The organism is Mycolicibacterium sp. XJ2546, assembly GCF_053483195.1.
The window spans coordinates 1-15098 of sequence record NZ_JBEFRW010000028.1 but is presented as its reverse complement, the minus strand read 5'-3'; the positions used below and the strand labels follow the sequence as shown (position 1 = coordinate 15098).

The 15098-nt window shown below is 67.4% G+C and carries 12 protein-coding genes; 5 read left to right on the top strand and 7 right to left on the bottom strand.

What is annotated here, in order from left to right:
* The 3 genes from ABQE44_RS25465 to ABQE44_RS25455 form a co-directional block, all read right to left on the bottom strand.
* Positions 1 to 635, bottom strand: a 635-nt coding sequence (locus ABQE44_RS25465) for a TetR/AcrR family transcriptional regulator (protein WP_448395253.1), incomplete at its 3' end; no start/stop codon positions are given.
* Positions 636 to 637: 2 nt separating this feature from the next.
* Positions 638 to 1720, bottom strand: a complete 1083-nt coding sequence (locus tag ABQE44_RS25460; protein ID WP_448395252.1) for an NAD(P)H-dependent amine dehydrogenase family protein — start codon at positions 1718 to 1720, stop codon at positions 638 to 640.
* 4 nt (positions 1721 to 1724) lie between these two features.
* Positions 1725 to 2756 carry a Rieske 2Fe-2S domain-containing protein gene (locus ABQE44_RS25455; RefSeq protein WP_448432563.1) on the bottom strand — a complete coding sequence of 344 codons (1032 nt, stop codon included), beginning with the start codon at positions 2754 to 2756 and terminating at the stop codon, positions 1725 to 1727.
* Between the two features lie 68 nt (positions 2757 to 2824).
* Between ABQE44_RS25455 and ABQE44_RS25450 the strand changes: the two genes are divergently transcribed.
* Positions 2825 to 2995: a hypothetical protein gene (locus ABQE44_RS25450; RefSeq protein WP_448432561.1), complete on the top strand. Its 171-nt coding sequence runs from the start codon at positions 2825 to 2827 to the stop codon at positions 2993 to 2995.
* Between the two features lie 19 nt (positions 2996 to 3014).
* Here ABQE44_RS25450 and ABQE44_RS25445 read toward each other — a convergent pair whose 3' ends face one another.
* Positions 3015 to 4391, bottom strand: a complete 1377-nt coding sequence (locus tag ABQE44_RS25445) for a hypothetical protein (protein ID WP_448395249.1) — start codon at positions 4389 to 4391, stop codon at positions 3015 to 3017.
* Positions 4392 to 4603: 212 nt separating this feature from the next.
* Here ABQE44_RS25445 and ABQE44_RS25440 point away from each other — a divergent pair, with 212 nt between their 5' ends.
* Positions 4604 to 5818 carry an NAD(P)/FAD-dependent oxidoreductase gene (locus ABQE44_RS25440; protein WP_448432560.1) on the top strand — a complete coding sequence of 405 codons (1215 nt, stop codon included), beginning with the start codon at positions 4604 to 4606 and terminating at the stop codon, positions 5816 to 5818.
* On the opposite strand, the gene ABQE44_RS25435 is transcribed toward ABQE44_RS25440, so the two are convergent.
* Positions 5815 to 6084 carry a YdeI/OmpD-associated family protein gene (locus tag ABQE44_RS25435; RefSeq protein ID WP_448395247.1) on the bottom strand — a complete coding sequence of 90 codons (270 nt, stop codon included), beginning with the start codon at positions 6082 to 6084 and terminating at the stop codon, positions 5815 to 5817. The genes ABQE44_RS25440 and ABQE44_RS25435 overlap by 4 nt on opposite strands.
* Before the next feature lie 79 nt (positions 6085 to 6163).
* Between ABQE44_RS25435 and rnhA the strand changes: the two genes are divergently transcribed.
* Complete coding sequence (gene rnhA, locus ABQE44_RS25430) at positions 6164 to 6652, top strand: ribonuclease HI (RefSeq protein WP_448395246.1); 489 nt, start codon at positions 6164 to 6166, stop codon at positions 6650 to 6652.
* 21 nt (positions 6653 to 6673) lie between these two features.
* A complete protein-coding gene (locus ABQE44_RS25425; RefSeq protein ID WP_448432565.1) occupies positions 6674 to 7657 on the top strand; it encodes a glycoside hydrolase family 6 protein in 984 nt (327 codons plus the stop codon).
* A gap of 106 nt (positions 7658 to 7763) precedes the next feature.
* On the opposite strand, the gene ABQE44_RS25420 is transcribed toward ABQE44_RS25425, so the two are convergent.
* Positions 7764 to 9962 carry a phosphatase domain-containing protein gene (locus ABQE44_RS25420; RefSeq protein WP_448432557.1) on the bottom strand — a complete coding sequence of 733 codons (2199 nt, stop codon included), beginning with the start codon at positions 9960 to 9962 and terminating at the stop codon, positions 7764 to 7766.
* A 138-nt stretch (positions 9963 to 10100) separates the two neighbouring features.
* Between ABQE44_RS25420 and ABQE44_RS25415 the strand changes: the two genes are divergently transcribed.
* Positions 10101 to 13316 (top strand): ATP-binding protein, encoded by a 3216-nt coding sequence (locus ABQE44_RS25415; RefSeq protein ID WP_448432555.1) that lies wholly within the window; start codon positions 10101 to 10103, stop codon positions 13314 to 13316.
* Here the strand turns inward: ABQE44_RS25415 and ABQE44_RS25410 are convergent.
* On the bottom strand, positions 13313 to 14974 hold the full coding sequence (locus ABQE44_RS25410; protein ID WP_448432553.1) for a PE-PPE domain-containing protein: 1662 nt from the start codon (positions 14972 to 14974) through the stop codon (positions 13313 to 13315). The genes ABQE44_RS25415 and ABQE44_RS25410 overlap by 4 nt on opposite strands.
* Positions 14975 to 15098 lie beyond the last annotated feature (124 nt).

Genomic DNA, 15098 nt, shown 5'->3' with positions numbered 1-15098 from the left:
ACCCGCAGCTGCTGGTCGATGTAGGCGGTGACGACATCGGTCAGCGCCCGCAATTCGCGACCGACGTCGATCGGTTCGGAGACCGTCATCTTGGCCATCATCGCCCCCATCAGCGTGGTCCACATCAGGTTGCCCACGGCGTCGGCGTGCGCCTCGTCAAGACCTTCGGTGACGTAGCGGCCGAGCCGGGTCAGGGCGGAGAACAGCTCAGCGAGATGGCGTTGCTGCGCATCGGTGCGGCTCGTGCGGGTCGCGATCAGGATCTCAAGGGCGGCAACCGATGTGGGGCTCAAGAAGGCCTCTGCCACCGCATTGATCACCATCTCGGCGCGCTGCCGGCCGGCGTGCGCACCCAGCCGGGGTTGTAGGCCGGCCAGACAGGACTGCAACTGCGCGAACCCCTCGTCGACGACGGCCATCAGCAAGCCGTCGCGGTCGCCGAAATGGTACTGGATGACGCCCCACGTCACGCCGGCGCGCTCGGTGATGTGCTTGGCGCTCGCCGCGCCGAACCCCTCGTCGAGCACGCACCGAACGGTCTCGTCGACGACCATCGCGCGGGTGCGGTCCGCCCGTTGTTGCTTGCCGTTGGCGGGACGGCGCGGGGCAACGTTGCCCGCCCGGGTCGCGTCCACCGCTATTTCTTGAACCGCCCGGCGAAGCCGCGCAGAGGGACGTCGGCGCTGGTGAGAATCCCCGGCGGCGCGTCGATGACCGAGCGGATCGCGTGCAGCGCAGGCATACCGGTCACCGTCATGCCGATCGAGGCGAAGTTCGATGGATCGGACAGGTCGACACCGGGTTTCGGGAAAATCATGTGCTTGTTGTAGATGCACGGATCACCCTTGATGTGGGTGATGTAGCAGCCCTGGATGTCCCAGTGCGGATCGGTGTGCGGGGTCATCTGCCACTCCAGATGAGTCTCGACCCGCGGCACGCCGTCCACCATGCCCTGGTACTTGATGTAGTTGCCGCCCAGCGACCCCTTCGGCAGCTGGTACCAACCGAGGTCGACATCCTTTGTGCAAGCGCCTAACTCGTAGGAGAACTTGACCTCGTCGAGTTCGAGGTCGAAGCAGTCAGCCATCATCAGCACGCTGTCGGCGAAGACGCGGGTGTACTTCTCGAGCATGCCGGGGATCTCGGGATCGTCGACGGGCCTGCCATAGCCCACCTCGATCCAGGTGTCCTTCGAGTGATGACAGGACACGTCGACGGACTCGATCGTCGTGACGTTCTCGATCTCGGCGACGTCGGCCGAACACACCACACCCAGGATCTGGTTGAGGCCGGGGTTCATCCCGGTGCCGTAGAACGTCGAACCGCCCTTCTCACATGCCGCCTGCAGCAACTGCGACACCGGCTTACCCGACGGGTGCGGATGGTTGGTGTCGCGGTGCCAGCCGGTGATCCAGTCGGCGGTGGTGACGATGTCGATGCCCGCCTCGAGGACCTTGATGTACAAGTCTTCGTCCGGGAACACCCCGTGGAAGGTCAACACGTCGGGCTTGGCCGCGATGATCTCCTCGACCGTGCCGGTGGCGGTGACACCGACGTGGTCGATTCCAACAATGGCGCCGGCGTCGCGGCCGACCTTTTCGGCGGTGTAGCAATGCAATCCGACAAGCTCAAGATCGGAATGGGCGCCGATCCGCTTGATCATCTCGGTGCCGAGGTTGCCGGTGGCGACTTGGAAGACGCGAATTGGGCGTGGGCTCATGCGTTCAGCCTTTCTCAGGTGTCGGCAGCTCGGCGGCCGAGCCGCCGAGCCCGTCAGGATAAAACTGGGTTGCCCACTTACGGATCGCGGTGAACCCCTCGTATTCGGAGCCGGCGAGCGCCGGCGGATCGGAATACCGTTGGTGCGACCAAATGTGGATGTCCTGGGTGAACTGCCGGATGACTTCCTCACCGAACTGGCGCGCCTTGGCCTCTGCGCGCGCCGGGTCCCGCACTGCCCCACCCTTCGGACGGCCGATGTAGACCATGAACCGCACGTCGGCGGTGCGATCGTCGACGGGGGTGACCGCCGAGATGGTCCGGTTGTCCACCATGCCCCAGCTCTTGGTGACCGCGATGCCCAAACCGCCGTTGATCGCCTCGACGCCGCTCTTGACGTCGTCGATCGACTGGTTCTCGTCACCCTCGAAGGTGATGGTGAAGTCGACGAACGACACCGGCTGGTCGAAATCGTGGCGGGTGAACACCGGCACGATGGGCGTCTTGTGCACATACTTGAAATGCGCAAAGTCCACGCCGTTTTCGAGCACGTATTGCGGATGCAGTTCCAAGCCTTCGCGAAACAAGGTCATCTGCGGGTAGTAGTCGTCGGCGCTGCTGCCGTCGGCGAAGCTCGCGAACACGTCGGGAGCATCGAAAAACGGTGCACGGCCTTCGATGTCGTGCCACAGGTAGATCGACTCGTTGCGCTCGACGACCGGATAGGTGCGGATGCGCCTGCCGCGGTTCGGCCGGCTCTCATACGGGATGCAGAGGTTGCGTCCCTCGGTATTCCACTGCCAACCGTGGAAGGGGCACTGGATGACGTCGCCCTCCACATGGCCCCCGTAGCCCAGGTGGGCGCCGAGGTGCTCGCAGTAGGCGTCCATCACGACGGCTTCACCGGACGCAGTGCGCCAGCCGATAATCTCGCGGTCGAAGTACTTCATCCGCCGCACCTCGCCGGGCTGGATCTCGGCCGACCACGCGACCTGAAACCATCCGGTCGGTTTCATCGACAACGGCGGCTTGGCCATCGGCGCCCTCTCTTCGACACGGCCGGATGCGCAAATGATAGAGCACTCAATGTTAAAACCGCCAGCAGTTGGCGCAGCCGCCGACGCCGGCGTGGACGCGTTGGTGGTCGAAGGCGTGGAGGGCGGCGGGTACAAGTCTGGCCAGCCTCGAGCTGCTGCCGGTGTCGGAGATCGTGCAGCGGACGTGGAAGGGGATCGACGCGGCATTGGCCGCGGCGCACACCCGCGCGGGCACCTGACGGCAACGCACCCGAAGCGCTAAGCGACTTCCTCCAGCTTGCGCACGGTGCGTGTGGCCTGGGGGCAAACCGCGCGTGCGGTGCGCGGGCCCCTGGCGCGCTGCCGGAAGGCGATCAGCGAGCCGGAGCGGACGACGCCAAGCGGTCCCGGCCCGGCGAACCGCGCGATAGCGCTCGACCGCACCACGAACGCCGCCCTGGCCTGGCGGTACCCCAGCCGAACACCGGCCGCCACGATGATCAGCAGACCCGCGACACCCGGCAGCGCCAACGCGGCCAGCGCCGTCAACGAGGCGGGCACTAGAACGGCGCTGACGACGTGATCCAGGAACGACTTGGCGGCGGGCGGGCCGGCGGTCTCGGGCGCCGACGGCACCGTCCCGGCAACCGAAAGCGGCTTGTTCAGACCGTTGCTGATGACGGTTCCCAGCGCGGCGCGCGGGGTCATGGCGCCGAACAGCGACGCACCGGCGGGCCCCACAGACGGCACCTGCGACACCTGCGGCCCGAACAGCGCGGGCTCCTCGGCGGGCACCAGCGTCGGACGCTGCGAAGCGACGCCCCCGATGAAGGTCGGCGGTTCCACCGGCGGCATGGTGACCATCAGCGAATACAGGTTCGACGGCACGTACACGATCGGCACGATGGCATCGGCGACCGTGGTGAGCATGTACTGCACCGAGGTGATGACGTCGGTGATCGGCGTCTTCGACGTCGGCAGTGCTGCCAGGGTGCGCGGCACCGTCTCCATCACCTGCACCACCGTGGTGAACGCGTTGGTGATCGGCTCGATGGCCTCGAGGAACTGTGCGCTGTAGTAGGGCGAGAACCTGTCCGGTGTGCTCTGCGGCGCTGCGGGTGTGCGGGTCAGCGCCGCCTGCACCGCGCCGCGCCAACCCGACGACGTCGACGACGACGCGGGCGTGGTCGGTGTGGGTTCGGTGGACGCGGCAGCCGGGGTGGTCGTCGCCGGGGTGGTCGTCGCCGGCGTGGTCGTCGCCGGCGTGGTCACGGCCAGCTCATCGGCGGGGGTGGTCGTCTCCTCGACAAGCTCCTCTTCGGTTCCCGCCAGATCCGGGAGGACGACGGCCGAGTTGTCGTCGGCGTCGTTCGCGATCCCGAGGTCATTGAAGAACGCGGTGATCCGCTGCCTGACCTGCCCGAACGGACGGCTGACAGCTGAGTCGTCGTCATCGCCGGCCTGCTGCACTGTCGTCGTACTCGTGGTGGTCGTCGGGCTGCTGTCCGTATCGTCGGACGCCCCGCCGGCCGACTCAGAACTCTGGCTGGCAGATGAGGTGCGTTGGCTGGACGTCGAGGAACTGCCCGACTCGGAGTCGGCCGTGGCAACCGCGCCGGCACTACCGATGAACAGGCCTAACGTGAGCGTGCACACGCCCGCTGAGATGCGCAAAACTGACGTAGGGATGATCGCCTCCGTCCAGCAAGCCCCCGCCCGCGAATAGTCGGTCGCCATTGTCGCATACAGAGGCCGACAACTGCACCAATCCACTACGAATGGCCGCGTACGGTCGGGCGCGCCAGTTCGACGCCAGCTTACGAATTCAGCAGGTGCGGACGCGGGGACCTGATGCAGAATTCGTCGCGATGAGCGCGAAACGAGTTCTCGTTCTGGGATCTGGATTCGCCGGCCTGTGGGCGGCGCTGGGTGCCGCGCGGCGACTCGAGGAGCTCGAGGTGCCCCGCGGCGACGTCGACGTCACCGTCGTCAGCGCCCAACCGTTTCACGACATCCGGGTCCGCAACTACGAGGCCGATCTGAGTGCCTGCCGGATCCCGCTGCCGCAGCTGCTCGAGCCCGCCGGCGTCGGCCATATCTCGGCCGAGGTGACCGGGATCAATGCGTCGGCGGCCACGGTCAGCACCGCCGACGGAGCGACGCTCGGCTACGACCGTCTCGTGCTGGCGGTGGGCAGCCAGGTGGTCAAACCGAATCTGCCCGGGCTGGCCGAGTTCGGCTACGACGTCGACACCTACGACGGCGCGACGAAGCTGCATGCGAACCTGCAGGGTCTGACCCGGCGCGGATCAGGGCTGGCGACCGCCACGGCGGTGGTCGTCGGCGCCGGTCTCACCGGCATCGAAACCGCCAGCGAGTTGCCGTCGATGCTGGCCGATGCGCTCGGACCGGCCGCCGCGCCGCGGGTGGTCCTCGTCGACCGCAACCCGCGGGTCGGTTCCGACATGGGCGACTCGGCTCGCCCGGTCATCGAGAATGCGTTGGCGCACAACGGCGTCGAAGCCGTCACCGGCGTCGGCGTCAGCGCCGTCGACGAATCCGGTGTGACGTTGTCGTCGGGCGAGGTCATCCCGGCAGCCACCGTGGTGTGGTGCGCCGGGATGCGCGCGAACCCGTTGACCGCACAACTCGGGGTGCCGTGCGACAGGCTGGGCCGCCTACCCGTCGACGAATACCTGCGCGTGCACGATGTCGCCGGCGTCTTCGCCGCAGGCGATGTGGCGGCGGCCCGGATGGACGACGAACACGTTTCGGTGATGTCGTGCCAGCACAGCCGACCGATGGGCCGCTACGCCGGTCACAACGTGATCGGCGACCTGCTCGACGCACCCCAGCTGGCGCTGCGAATCCCGTGGTACGTCACGGTTCTCGATCTCGGCGCCGCCGGAGCGGTCTACACCGAAGGCTGGGACCGGCAGGTGGTCGCCACCGGTGCAGCGGCCAAGGCGACCAAGAACACGATCAACCGCGAGCGCATCTATCCCCCGCTCACCGGTGATCGGACCGCCCTACTGGAAGCGGCGGCCCCCCACGTGCAGGCCGCACCGGCATACGGGCACTAGGGTCTGCCGTTGCGTTCCCGGTGTTTGCAGCCCGGCCAGCAGCATGGCCGACGCATCCCCTCTTCCAACTCCTCCTGGGTGCGCCGGATGCGGCGTTCGCGAGTCGCCGCTTGCTTGGCGTCCTCGACCCAGCAGATGAACTCGTTGCGCGCCAGCGGGGTGATGTCCTTCCACGCGGTTAGCGCCGTGTCGTTGGCGACCAACGCCGTCCGCAGATCCGCGGGCAACTTGTGGACCACCCCGCCGGGTACTCGCTGACTACTCACGGCGGTCACGATAATCCAGCTTTGTCGGCGGCCGTGTGTCGCAGATCCAATTGCCCGGCGCGGTGCCTATTCTCGGCGGATGGTCGAGTCCACCGAGGACCCAGTGCTCATCCACACCGACGGCGGGTGCCGGCCCAACCCCGGTCCCGGCGGCTGGGGCGCGGTGCTGCGGCACCGCCAACACATCCGCGAGATGTACGGCGGTGAGCCCGGTCAGACCAGTAATAACCGGATGGAGCTGATGGCGCCGATTATGGCGTTGGAGGCGCTGACCCGACCGGTGGCGGTGCGCATCCACACCGACAGCACCTATGTGCGCAACGGCATCACGAAGTGGGTGCTGGGTTGGGAGCGCAACGGGTGGCTGACGGCGGCCAAGCAGCCGGTGAAGAACGTCGATTTGTGGCAGCGGCTGCAAGCGGCGTGCGCGCGGCATCGCGTCGAGTGGTTCTGGGTGAAGGGCCACGCCGGTGTCACCGACAACGAACTGGCCGACGCGCTGGCGACCCGCGGGCTTCAGGAAGCCTGCGCGCTGCAGCAGCCGCCGATTGGCGCTTTGTCGCGCTGAGGCTCTATTTTCTTCCAGGTGATGTCCTTCGCTCGCTGGACCGTTCCCTTCCTCACCTTTGCCGCGGTTGCCGGTATGGGTCTTGTAGCCGATCCGGTGCTGATCAACCCTGTCCCGCAGGTTCGCCTCGCCGCCGAGGCAAACCCGTTGGCCGGAATGCCGTTCTATGTCAATCCCCGGTCGAAGGCCAGGGCCGCTGCAGACGGCGTCGATCCGCCGAGCCCCGTGCTCAACGCGATCGCCGACACGCCCACGGCCTACTGGATGGACCATCTGTCCACCCCCGCGGTGGACGCGAAGTACATCGCCGACGCGCAAGCCGCCGGCACCATGCCGATCCTGGCGCTGTACGGAATCCCCAACCGCGACTGCGGCAGCTACGCCGCCGGCGGGTTCGGGTCGGCCGGCGCCTACCGGGGCTGGATCGACGGGGTCGCGGCCGCCATCGGGTCGGGCCCGGCGGCTGTCATCCTCGAGCCCGATGCACTGGCCATGGCTGACTGTCTGTCGGCAGAGCAGCGTCAGGAACGCTTCGACCTGATGCGCTACGCCGTCGACACGCTGACCCGCAATCCGGGCACCGCGGTGTACGTGGACGCCGGACATCCGCGCTGGGTGGGTGTGGAGGACATGGCCGCCCGGCTCAACGAGGTGGGTGTGGCCAAGGCGCGTGGCTTCAGCCTCAACACCGCGAACTTCTTCACCACCGAGGAGTCGATCGGGTACGGCAACGCGATCTCCGGGCTCACCAACGGCGCCCACTACGTCATCGACACCTCGCGCAACGGCGCCGGCCCCACCGACGAGGAGTTGTACTGGTGCAACCCGCAGGGGCGTGCGCTCGGTGCGCGGCCGACCACCCAGACCGCGAGCCCACAGGTCGACGCCTATCTGTGGATCAAACGCCCCGGTGAATCCGACGGCGCGTGCCGAAACGGCGCCCCGCCGGCGGGTCGTTTCGTGAACCAGTACGCCATCGACTTGGCCCGCAACGCCGGGTGGTAGGGCGCATCCGGTTGCTCGTGAAACTCGTCGACACCGAGCTCGGCGAGGACGCGGCGCCGTTCGGCTTGAACCTTTTCGGTACTCGGGAAGTCCGATACCGGCAGGGTCAGTAGGAGCGGCGCAGCCGCATCCCCAGTGGGCGACCGTCGGGGTCGAGGACGAACCGGTAGCCGGGCACGGTGAACCAGCGGCGCAGGGACCCGGGCGGTTCTTGCTCGCGATCGGGCGCGTGGGCGCGGAACCGGCCGGGCGGCCGCGACCCGTCACAGCCGCCGGTGTACCAGGCGTCGAGAGCAGCGGCTCGCCGACGCGCGATCGCCACGGCGGCATCGGGTTCGAGAAGGTCGGTGTCGGCGCCGGGCTCGATGTCGAGATGTTCGCGCATGAGGTCGAGCCGTAACTGACGGGCGAATCTGCGTGCACCGTCACCTAATTCGGCCGGATCGGTCGGCGGGCGCAGATCGCGGTCGTCGTCAAGGACAGCCGCAGTCAACTCCGAGTCGTGAGTCCAGGACCGGTTGTTCAAGTTACTGCTGCCCACGGCCGCCCACACGTCGTCGATGATGCACACCTTGGCGTGCACGTACACCGGCCGGCCCTGGCAATTTTCGATGTCGAAGATCTGCACGCGGTCGCCGCCGGCCGCGCGCACCATCGCGATGGCCTCGCTCTGACCGAACTTGGCGGCTCGCCGCGCCACCTTCTGGTCGATCCGGCGTGGGACGACCGCGATGAGCCGCAGCCCCGGTGCGCGCCGCAGCGCAGCGGCGAAGATGCGCGCGATGTCGACCGACCACAGGTACTGGTCCTCCAGATACACCAGCCGCTGAGCCCGGCTCAGCGCTTTCGCGTAGGCGCGGGCGACGCTGCGCTCCCCCAGCGGAGCGAATGGGTATGGGGGCCGGCGTCGAGGATAAGTCCGGAGAATCTGCACCGCGCAGTGTCCGGCAGCAGGCGGATACGGCGTCGGGGCGGGCAGTGGCGACGCCGTTCTGGGCAGGCCGCGGATCCGGTCGGGGACGACGTGCCAGGGCAGTCGCGCCAGTCGCGCCGGGTCCTCCCACCGTTCCCGAAAGGCATCCTCCAGGTCGCGTACCACCGGACCGCGCAGCTCGAGTTGGATGTCGTGGCGCGCAGGAGTTTCGCCGTACTCCTCGTCCGACGAAACCGATTGCGGGTCACCCTGGTGTTCGATGTCGTCGCGGCTGCCGCGGCTCAGATCGATCCCGCCGACGAATGCCACGTCATCGCGCGGGCACCCAGGGTGGCGGATGACCACGCACTTCTGGTGGTGGCTGCCCAAAGCACGGATTCGCTGGTCGAGCAGCACCTCGGCACCCGCACGGCCGACATCGGCGGCGAAGGTTCGATTCTGTTCGAAGTGGTAGCCGAAAAGGTTCATGTGCGAGCGCCACAGCAGACCACGCACCAGCGCACCGCGTCGCGCGGCGCCTCCGAGCGCCTCGGCGGCCGTCGGTCCATGGTCGCCGAGCAATTGTTCGCGGTCGGCGCGCCAGCCCGTGAAGAGCACCGGATCGCCTTCTGCCGTCGAGGCCAGGGCGTCGGTGAGGACGGAGAAGTAGGGCTGTCCGTGCACGAGCGGGCGGGCCGAGTTGTCGGCTGTCCATGCACGCACCTGCGCCGCGGGGTTACCGCGTTCGCTGCCGGTGAGGAACCAGTCGTCGACCGCGGGCTCGCGGGATTGGCCAAGCCCGAGAATCTTTCGGAGCTGCGGCAACATTTCTTGGCCGTTGGGCGCTGCGACGATGGTGGCGTCGAACACTGGTTGAGGCCGATTCATTGTCTGGCGCAATGCAATAGCTGCCACCCGGCCCGGATGACGTTGAACGAAGTCGCTGAAGAGCTTCGGGTCATGGCCTCCGTCGTCGCCCACCAGCACCCACCTCAGGTCGGGATGTTGCTCGGCCAGCCGGGCAAGCACGGCGCGTTTGCCCCCTTGACCGGCCGGCGCGAACTCGTGCTCGGACATGAGTGCGCTGCCCGCCGGGTAGCCATCGCGCTGCAAGAAACGTAAGACAGGGCGGGCGAACCTGCTTGGAACGGCAGTCAGGTAGAACACCGGGGTGCCGGGTGCGGCCTCGGCGAGGCTGCGCAGCAGATCCGGCATGCCCAGCAGCGACCGTCGGTCACCGGGCCTGCGGGCCAGTAACGCCTCAAACCGACGCAATAGCCGAAGCGGGTGCGCGATCCGGAGAACCCCGTCGACGTCGTAGACCACCCCGAGCGAGTCGCCGCGCGGTCCTGGCGCCGCGTTCGCAGGCGGGGGTATGTCGTCGTCGGGCATTGATCCACTGTTTCCCCACATAAGGTGGGCGTAACCGCAACCTGCGGCGTCTAAGTGGAGCTAAGGGGATTCGAACGCCGCAACGGCATCCAGGCGATATGCCGGACATCACCGACCACCGGTGAAACGATAAACGGCGTGGACGCCCGCCGGGGTGGTGGCAGTGGACCGACCGCGGATCTGATCTGCGGTTCCTGCGGCGCGCGTTCTGCATCCGCGGTCAAGTTCTGCAGCGAATGCGGTGCGCGACTCACCCAGGCCGCCCAGTCGCCCGAGTACAAACAGGTGACGGTGTTGTTCGCCGACGTGGTGCGCTCACTGGACATCGCAGCCAACCTCGAGATGGAACGGTTGCGCGAGGTCATCACCGAGCTGGTGGAGCGTTCGGCAGCGTTGGTGCGCCGCTATGGCGGCACCGTGGATTACAACGGCGACGGCGTGATGGCGATCTTCGGTGCCCCAACAGCCCTGGAAGACCACGCCTTTCGAGCATGCGCGGCCGCCTTGGCCATTCAGGACGAGGTGCAGCAATTGGCCTCCGAGGTAGCACGCCACGACGGCGTGGCGCTGCGGGTGCGGGTGGGGTTGAACTCGGGTCAGGTGATCGCCGGTGACATCGGTTCGGGGTCGCTGGGCTATGCGGCCACCGGACACCACGTCGGCTTTGCCCAGCGGATGGAATCGGTGGCACCCGCTGGCGGGGTGATGCTCTCGGAGTCGACGGCCCAACTGGTCGAGGACCGCGTCGTGCTGTCAGAGCCGCAGTGGGTGCGGGTCAAGGGGTTCGACGACGCCGTGCCGGCGCGCCGGTTGCTCGCGATCGGGGCGCGACGGTGCCCGACCGTGCGCACCGAGGCGGCCCTAGTCGGTCGGCGCCCGGAAATGGCGACCGTCGACTCCGCAGTGCAGCGCGGGGTCGACGGCCACGGTGGTGTGGTGAATGTCGTGGGCCCGCCGGGCATCGGCAAGAGCCGTCTGGCCCGCGAGGCGGCAGCGGCCGCGGCCGGTCACGGCGCCGAGGTGTGCTGGACCTTTTGCGAATCGCATACCAGCGACATCGCCTTCCACGCGGTGACAGCGCTGCTGCGGGCCGGCATCGGCGTGACCGAACTCGACGACGGGGCCGCCCGCGTCCGGGTGCGCGCGCAACTTCCCGATGCCGACCCGCAGGATCTGCTGCTGCTCGACGACCTTCTGGGCATCGCCGAACCGGACAGCATGCCGACCGCAATCGACGCGGACACGCGCCGACGCCGGTTGACCGCGCTCATCAACGCTGCATCGTTGGCCCGCACCGAACCGGCGCTGTACATCATCGAAGACGCGCACTGGATCGACACCGTCAGCGAATCGCTGATCGCCGACTTCCTCGCGGTGATCCCGCGCACCTCCTCGACCGTGCTGATCACCTATCGCCCCGAGTACCGTGGCGCGCTGACGCAGATGCCTGGAGCCCAGCAAATACACCTCGGCCCGCTGGATGATTCCGACACCGCGACGCTGCTCAGTGAGCTGCTGGGCTCGCATTCGTCGGTCGCGCAGCTGTCCACGGCCATCGCTGAGCGAGCCGCGGGAAATCCATTCTTCGCCGAGGAGATGGTCCGGGAGTTGGCTCAGCGCGGGGTGCTGCACGGTGAGCGCGGCGCCTATGTGTGCGATGCACACACCGAGGACGTCGCTGTACCGGCGACGGTGCAGGCGGCCATCGAGGCGCGCATCGACCGGCTCAGCCGTCAAGCCAAACAAACGTTGACCGCCGGGTCGGTGATCGGCGCCCGCTTCGACACCGGGCTGCTGACGGCACTGGGCATCGACGCGGCGGTCGACGAGTTGATCGGCGTGGAACTGATCGACCAGTTGCAGTCGGACCGGCCGGCCGAGTACGCCTTCCGCCATCCCCTGATCCGCGCAGTGGCGTACGAATCCCAGTTGAAATCCCACCGCGCCGAACTGCATCGGCGGCTGGCCGCCGTCATCGAGGCCCGCAGCTCTGCCTCGACAGACGAAACGGCGGCATTGATCGCCGAACACCGCGAGGCCGCCGGTGATCTGCACGACGCGTACGGCTGGCATATGCGCGCGGGAGCGTGGTACACCAACCGCGACCTCGCCGCTGCCCGCAACAGTTGGGAGCGGGCCCGTTGTATCGCCGACCGGCTACCTTACGACGACCCCAAGCAGCTGTCGATGCGCATCGCTCCGCGTACGATGCTGTGCGCCACTGACTTTCAAGCTCGCGCTGTCGAGCAGAGCCGGGGCCGTTTCGCCGAGCTACAGCAGTTGTGCCACGCGGCCGGGGACATGGCCTCGCTGGCCATCGGCATGAGCGGACCGGCCACCGAACTCTGCTACACCGGAAGCACGCGTGAGGCGGCGCTGCTGTCGTCCGAGCAGATGGCCTTACTGGACTCGATCGGCGATCCGGGCCCGGTCATGGGGTTGGCGGCCATAGCCTTCGTCAATTGGCTCGGCGTCGGAGCCTTCGGCGAGATCCTGCGATGGTCACAGCGCATCGTCGACCTGGCGGCTGGCGAACAGAGCAAGGGCGCCGGATTCGGCGTGACATCACCGTTGGCACTCGCGCTGGGGTGGCGCGGCACCGCACGCTGGTGGCTGGGCCGCGGCGGATGGAACCAGGACTTCCACGACGCCGTCGCGATGGCCCGGCGCAGCAACGCCGAGACACTCTCCGGCGCCATCGCCTGGACCTACGGATTCGCGTTGCAGTACGGCGTACTTCGGGCCCATGACTCCGTGGTGCGCGCGAGTGAGGATGCGCTGCAGCGCGCCCAAAGCGCCAGCAATGACCGCGCGGTGGGCTTGGCCGCGTACACGCTGGCCGTCGGACTGCTGAACCGGGATGTCGCGGCCGACCGACGCCGCGGGCTGGAGCTGATGATGCAGACCCGCGAGCTGTGGCTACGCAAGCGGGCGCTCTTTCTCATCCCGGTCACCGACGTGTGGGCTGCGCGTGAAGCTTTCGGGCATGGCGACTGCGATGTCGCGGTTGAGCTGATGCGCTGCGCCGTCGACGAGCTGCGCAGGGCCGAGAATGTTTTCTATGGTGCTTGGGCCACCGGCGTTTTGGTGGAGACGCTGCTCGAGCGCGGCCGCGAGGACGATCTGGGCGAGGCCGAAGAGGCAATCGACCGGATGGCCGACTTCTGGTCCGACCCCGGGTCGGCCATCCGCGAGGTCATGCTCTTGAAGCTGCGTGCGCTAGTCGCCGGCGCGCGCGGCGACAGATCCTTGTATCACGATCTGGCGGGCCGCTACCGCGCCGCCGCGGAATCGCTTGGCTACGAAGGACACACCGCGTGGGCCGAGCAGATGGCCGTGGCGGCGAACCATTAGGAGGCAGCGTCGTCGCCGCCCGATGAGCCGCCGGTCGAGGCCGCCGCAGTCGAGGACGATTGGTCGTCCGCGGTAGTTGCCGTCGGCTGCTGGTCGGTCCCAAGCGATTCGCTCACGTCAGTTTCGTCCGCCTCTGATTCCGACTCGGGGGTTTCCGTGACCGGATCCTCAGGGGTCGACCCGGCTTGCGGGTCTTGGACACTGGGTTCCTCCGACGTCGCGTTGGTGGTCTCGATGTCCGGCGACGCTGTCGGCCCGTCAGTTTCGGTCGCGGTCTGCGTTCCCGGATCGGTTTGGGTCACCGGTTCCGTGGCAGCGCTTGACTCCGTGGCGGTTTCGCCCACCGGCAAGGTTGCGGTGAGGGTCCACGCGTCAGCGCTGTCGGCAGCCGCTTGCGTCGGCGTCGACTGACGGGAGACGTCGACGTCGTCGGCCTGGGTGACTGAAGATGCGGTCGTGGCCGATGTGGAGGTAGGCGCCAGCGGCGGTAAGCCGAACAGAGCCAGGGCATTGTTGATGCATTCGCCGATCGCGTCGGCCAGACCTTGGGCGAGATCCCCGATGTCGAGCAACGGAATTAGCCGAGCCGGCGTGGGCTCCCACGGGGCGATAGTGCGGTCATAGCCCAACTCCACGAGAAACCGGAAGAACGGCTCCACCACGTCGATCAACGCCTCCGGCACCCCGAGATCGCGAAGCGGCTCGAACAACGGCAGGTTCTCGGTCTCGAACAGGTAGTAGCTGGTGGTACCGGAAGTGCCCTGGTAGGCCGGTGATGTCGTGGGGTCTGCAGGCAGGCTGACGTCGAACGGATTGGTGTGCAGGTACAAGAACCCCATGAGCGCGTTCAGCGTGGCGAAGATGTTGAGCGGATACAACGGGAAATCGGCTAAGCCGTCGTACTTACGGGTGATGACGATGGTCGTGAACGGGGTGTCGGTCAGCTCGGGCCCGTCGAACGTCCAGTCGAGGATCGGGATGTAGAGGCCGGGGAACCGGGCATGTAGGCCGCCGTTGGGCAGGTTGGAATCGCCGCCCAACACGAAGTCGATGTCAGGAGCCGTGGTCCCGTCCGGATATTTCGCGGCGAGCCTGCGCTTCACGATGTTCGCGATGGTCGCGCTTTGCGAGTAGCCGTAGATCACGAGGTTGTCGTTGCCGTGCGCGGCCATCGCCGCCTCCAGGCTTGCCACCCCGGCCGTGACCGACTGATTGGGGGTGAGGTCGAACAGCCCCGACAGTTTCCACCACGGTTCATCGGGCCAGCCCGAACCGCCGGGTCCCCATACGCGCGGATCCCCGATCGCCCACCCGATGAGACGGGCGACGCCAGTGGCCGGCCATAACTCCCCCGGCGTGGTGACCGCGACGTAGTCGATGTCCTCGCCGGGATAGGCCGGGACGATGAATTGGTTTTTGACGGCGTCGATGTAGGCCTCGTCGGGTGTCGGGACAGTGACGCCTCCCATGACCAACGCGGTCTTGTCGGCTGAAAGCTGCACGACGGGCGACACCGTCGAAACCGTCGCCAGCGCAACCGTGGCCGCCAACGTCGCCACGGCGACACCGACCGATACCGTCCTACGTGTGATGTTGGGCCGAACATCGCGTGCGCGCCGCGCGGTCCCCGTGGCTCCGATGCCCAACGTGCGTTCCATAGCCGACACATTCCTCGCGTGTAGCGCGACGACGCTCAGTAAGGCACCACTGCAATCTGGCCGGCCCCGACGCAGTACTACTTATATTCACTAGCTGCCGTCGTGGTTCCTATCCGGTGGGGCC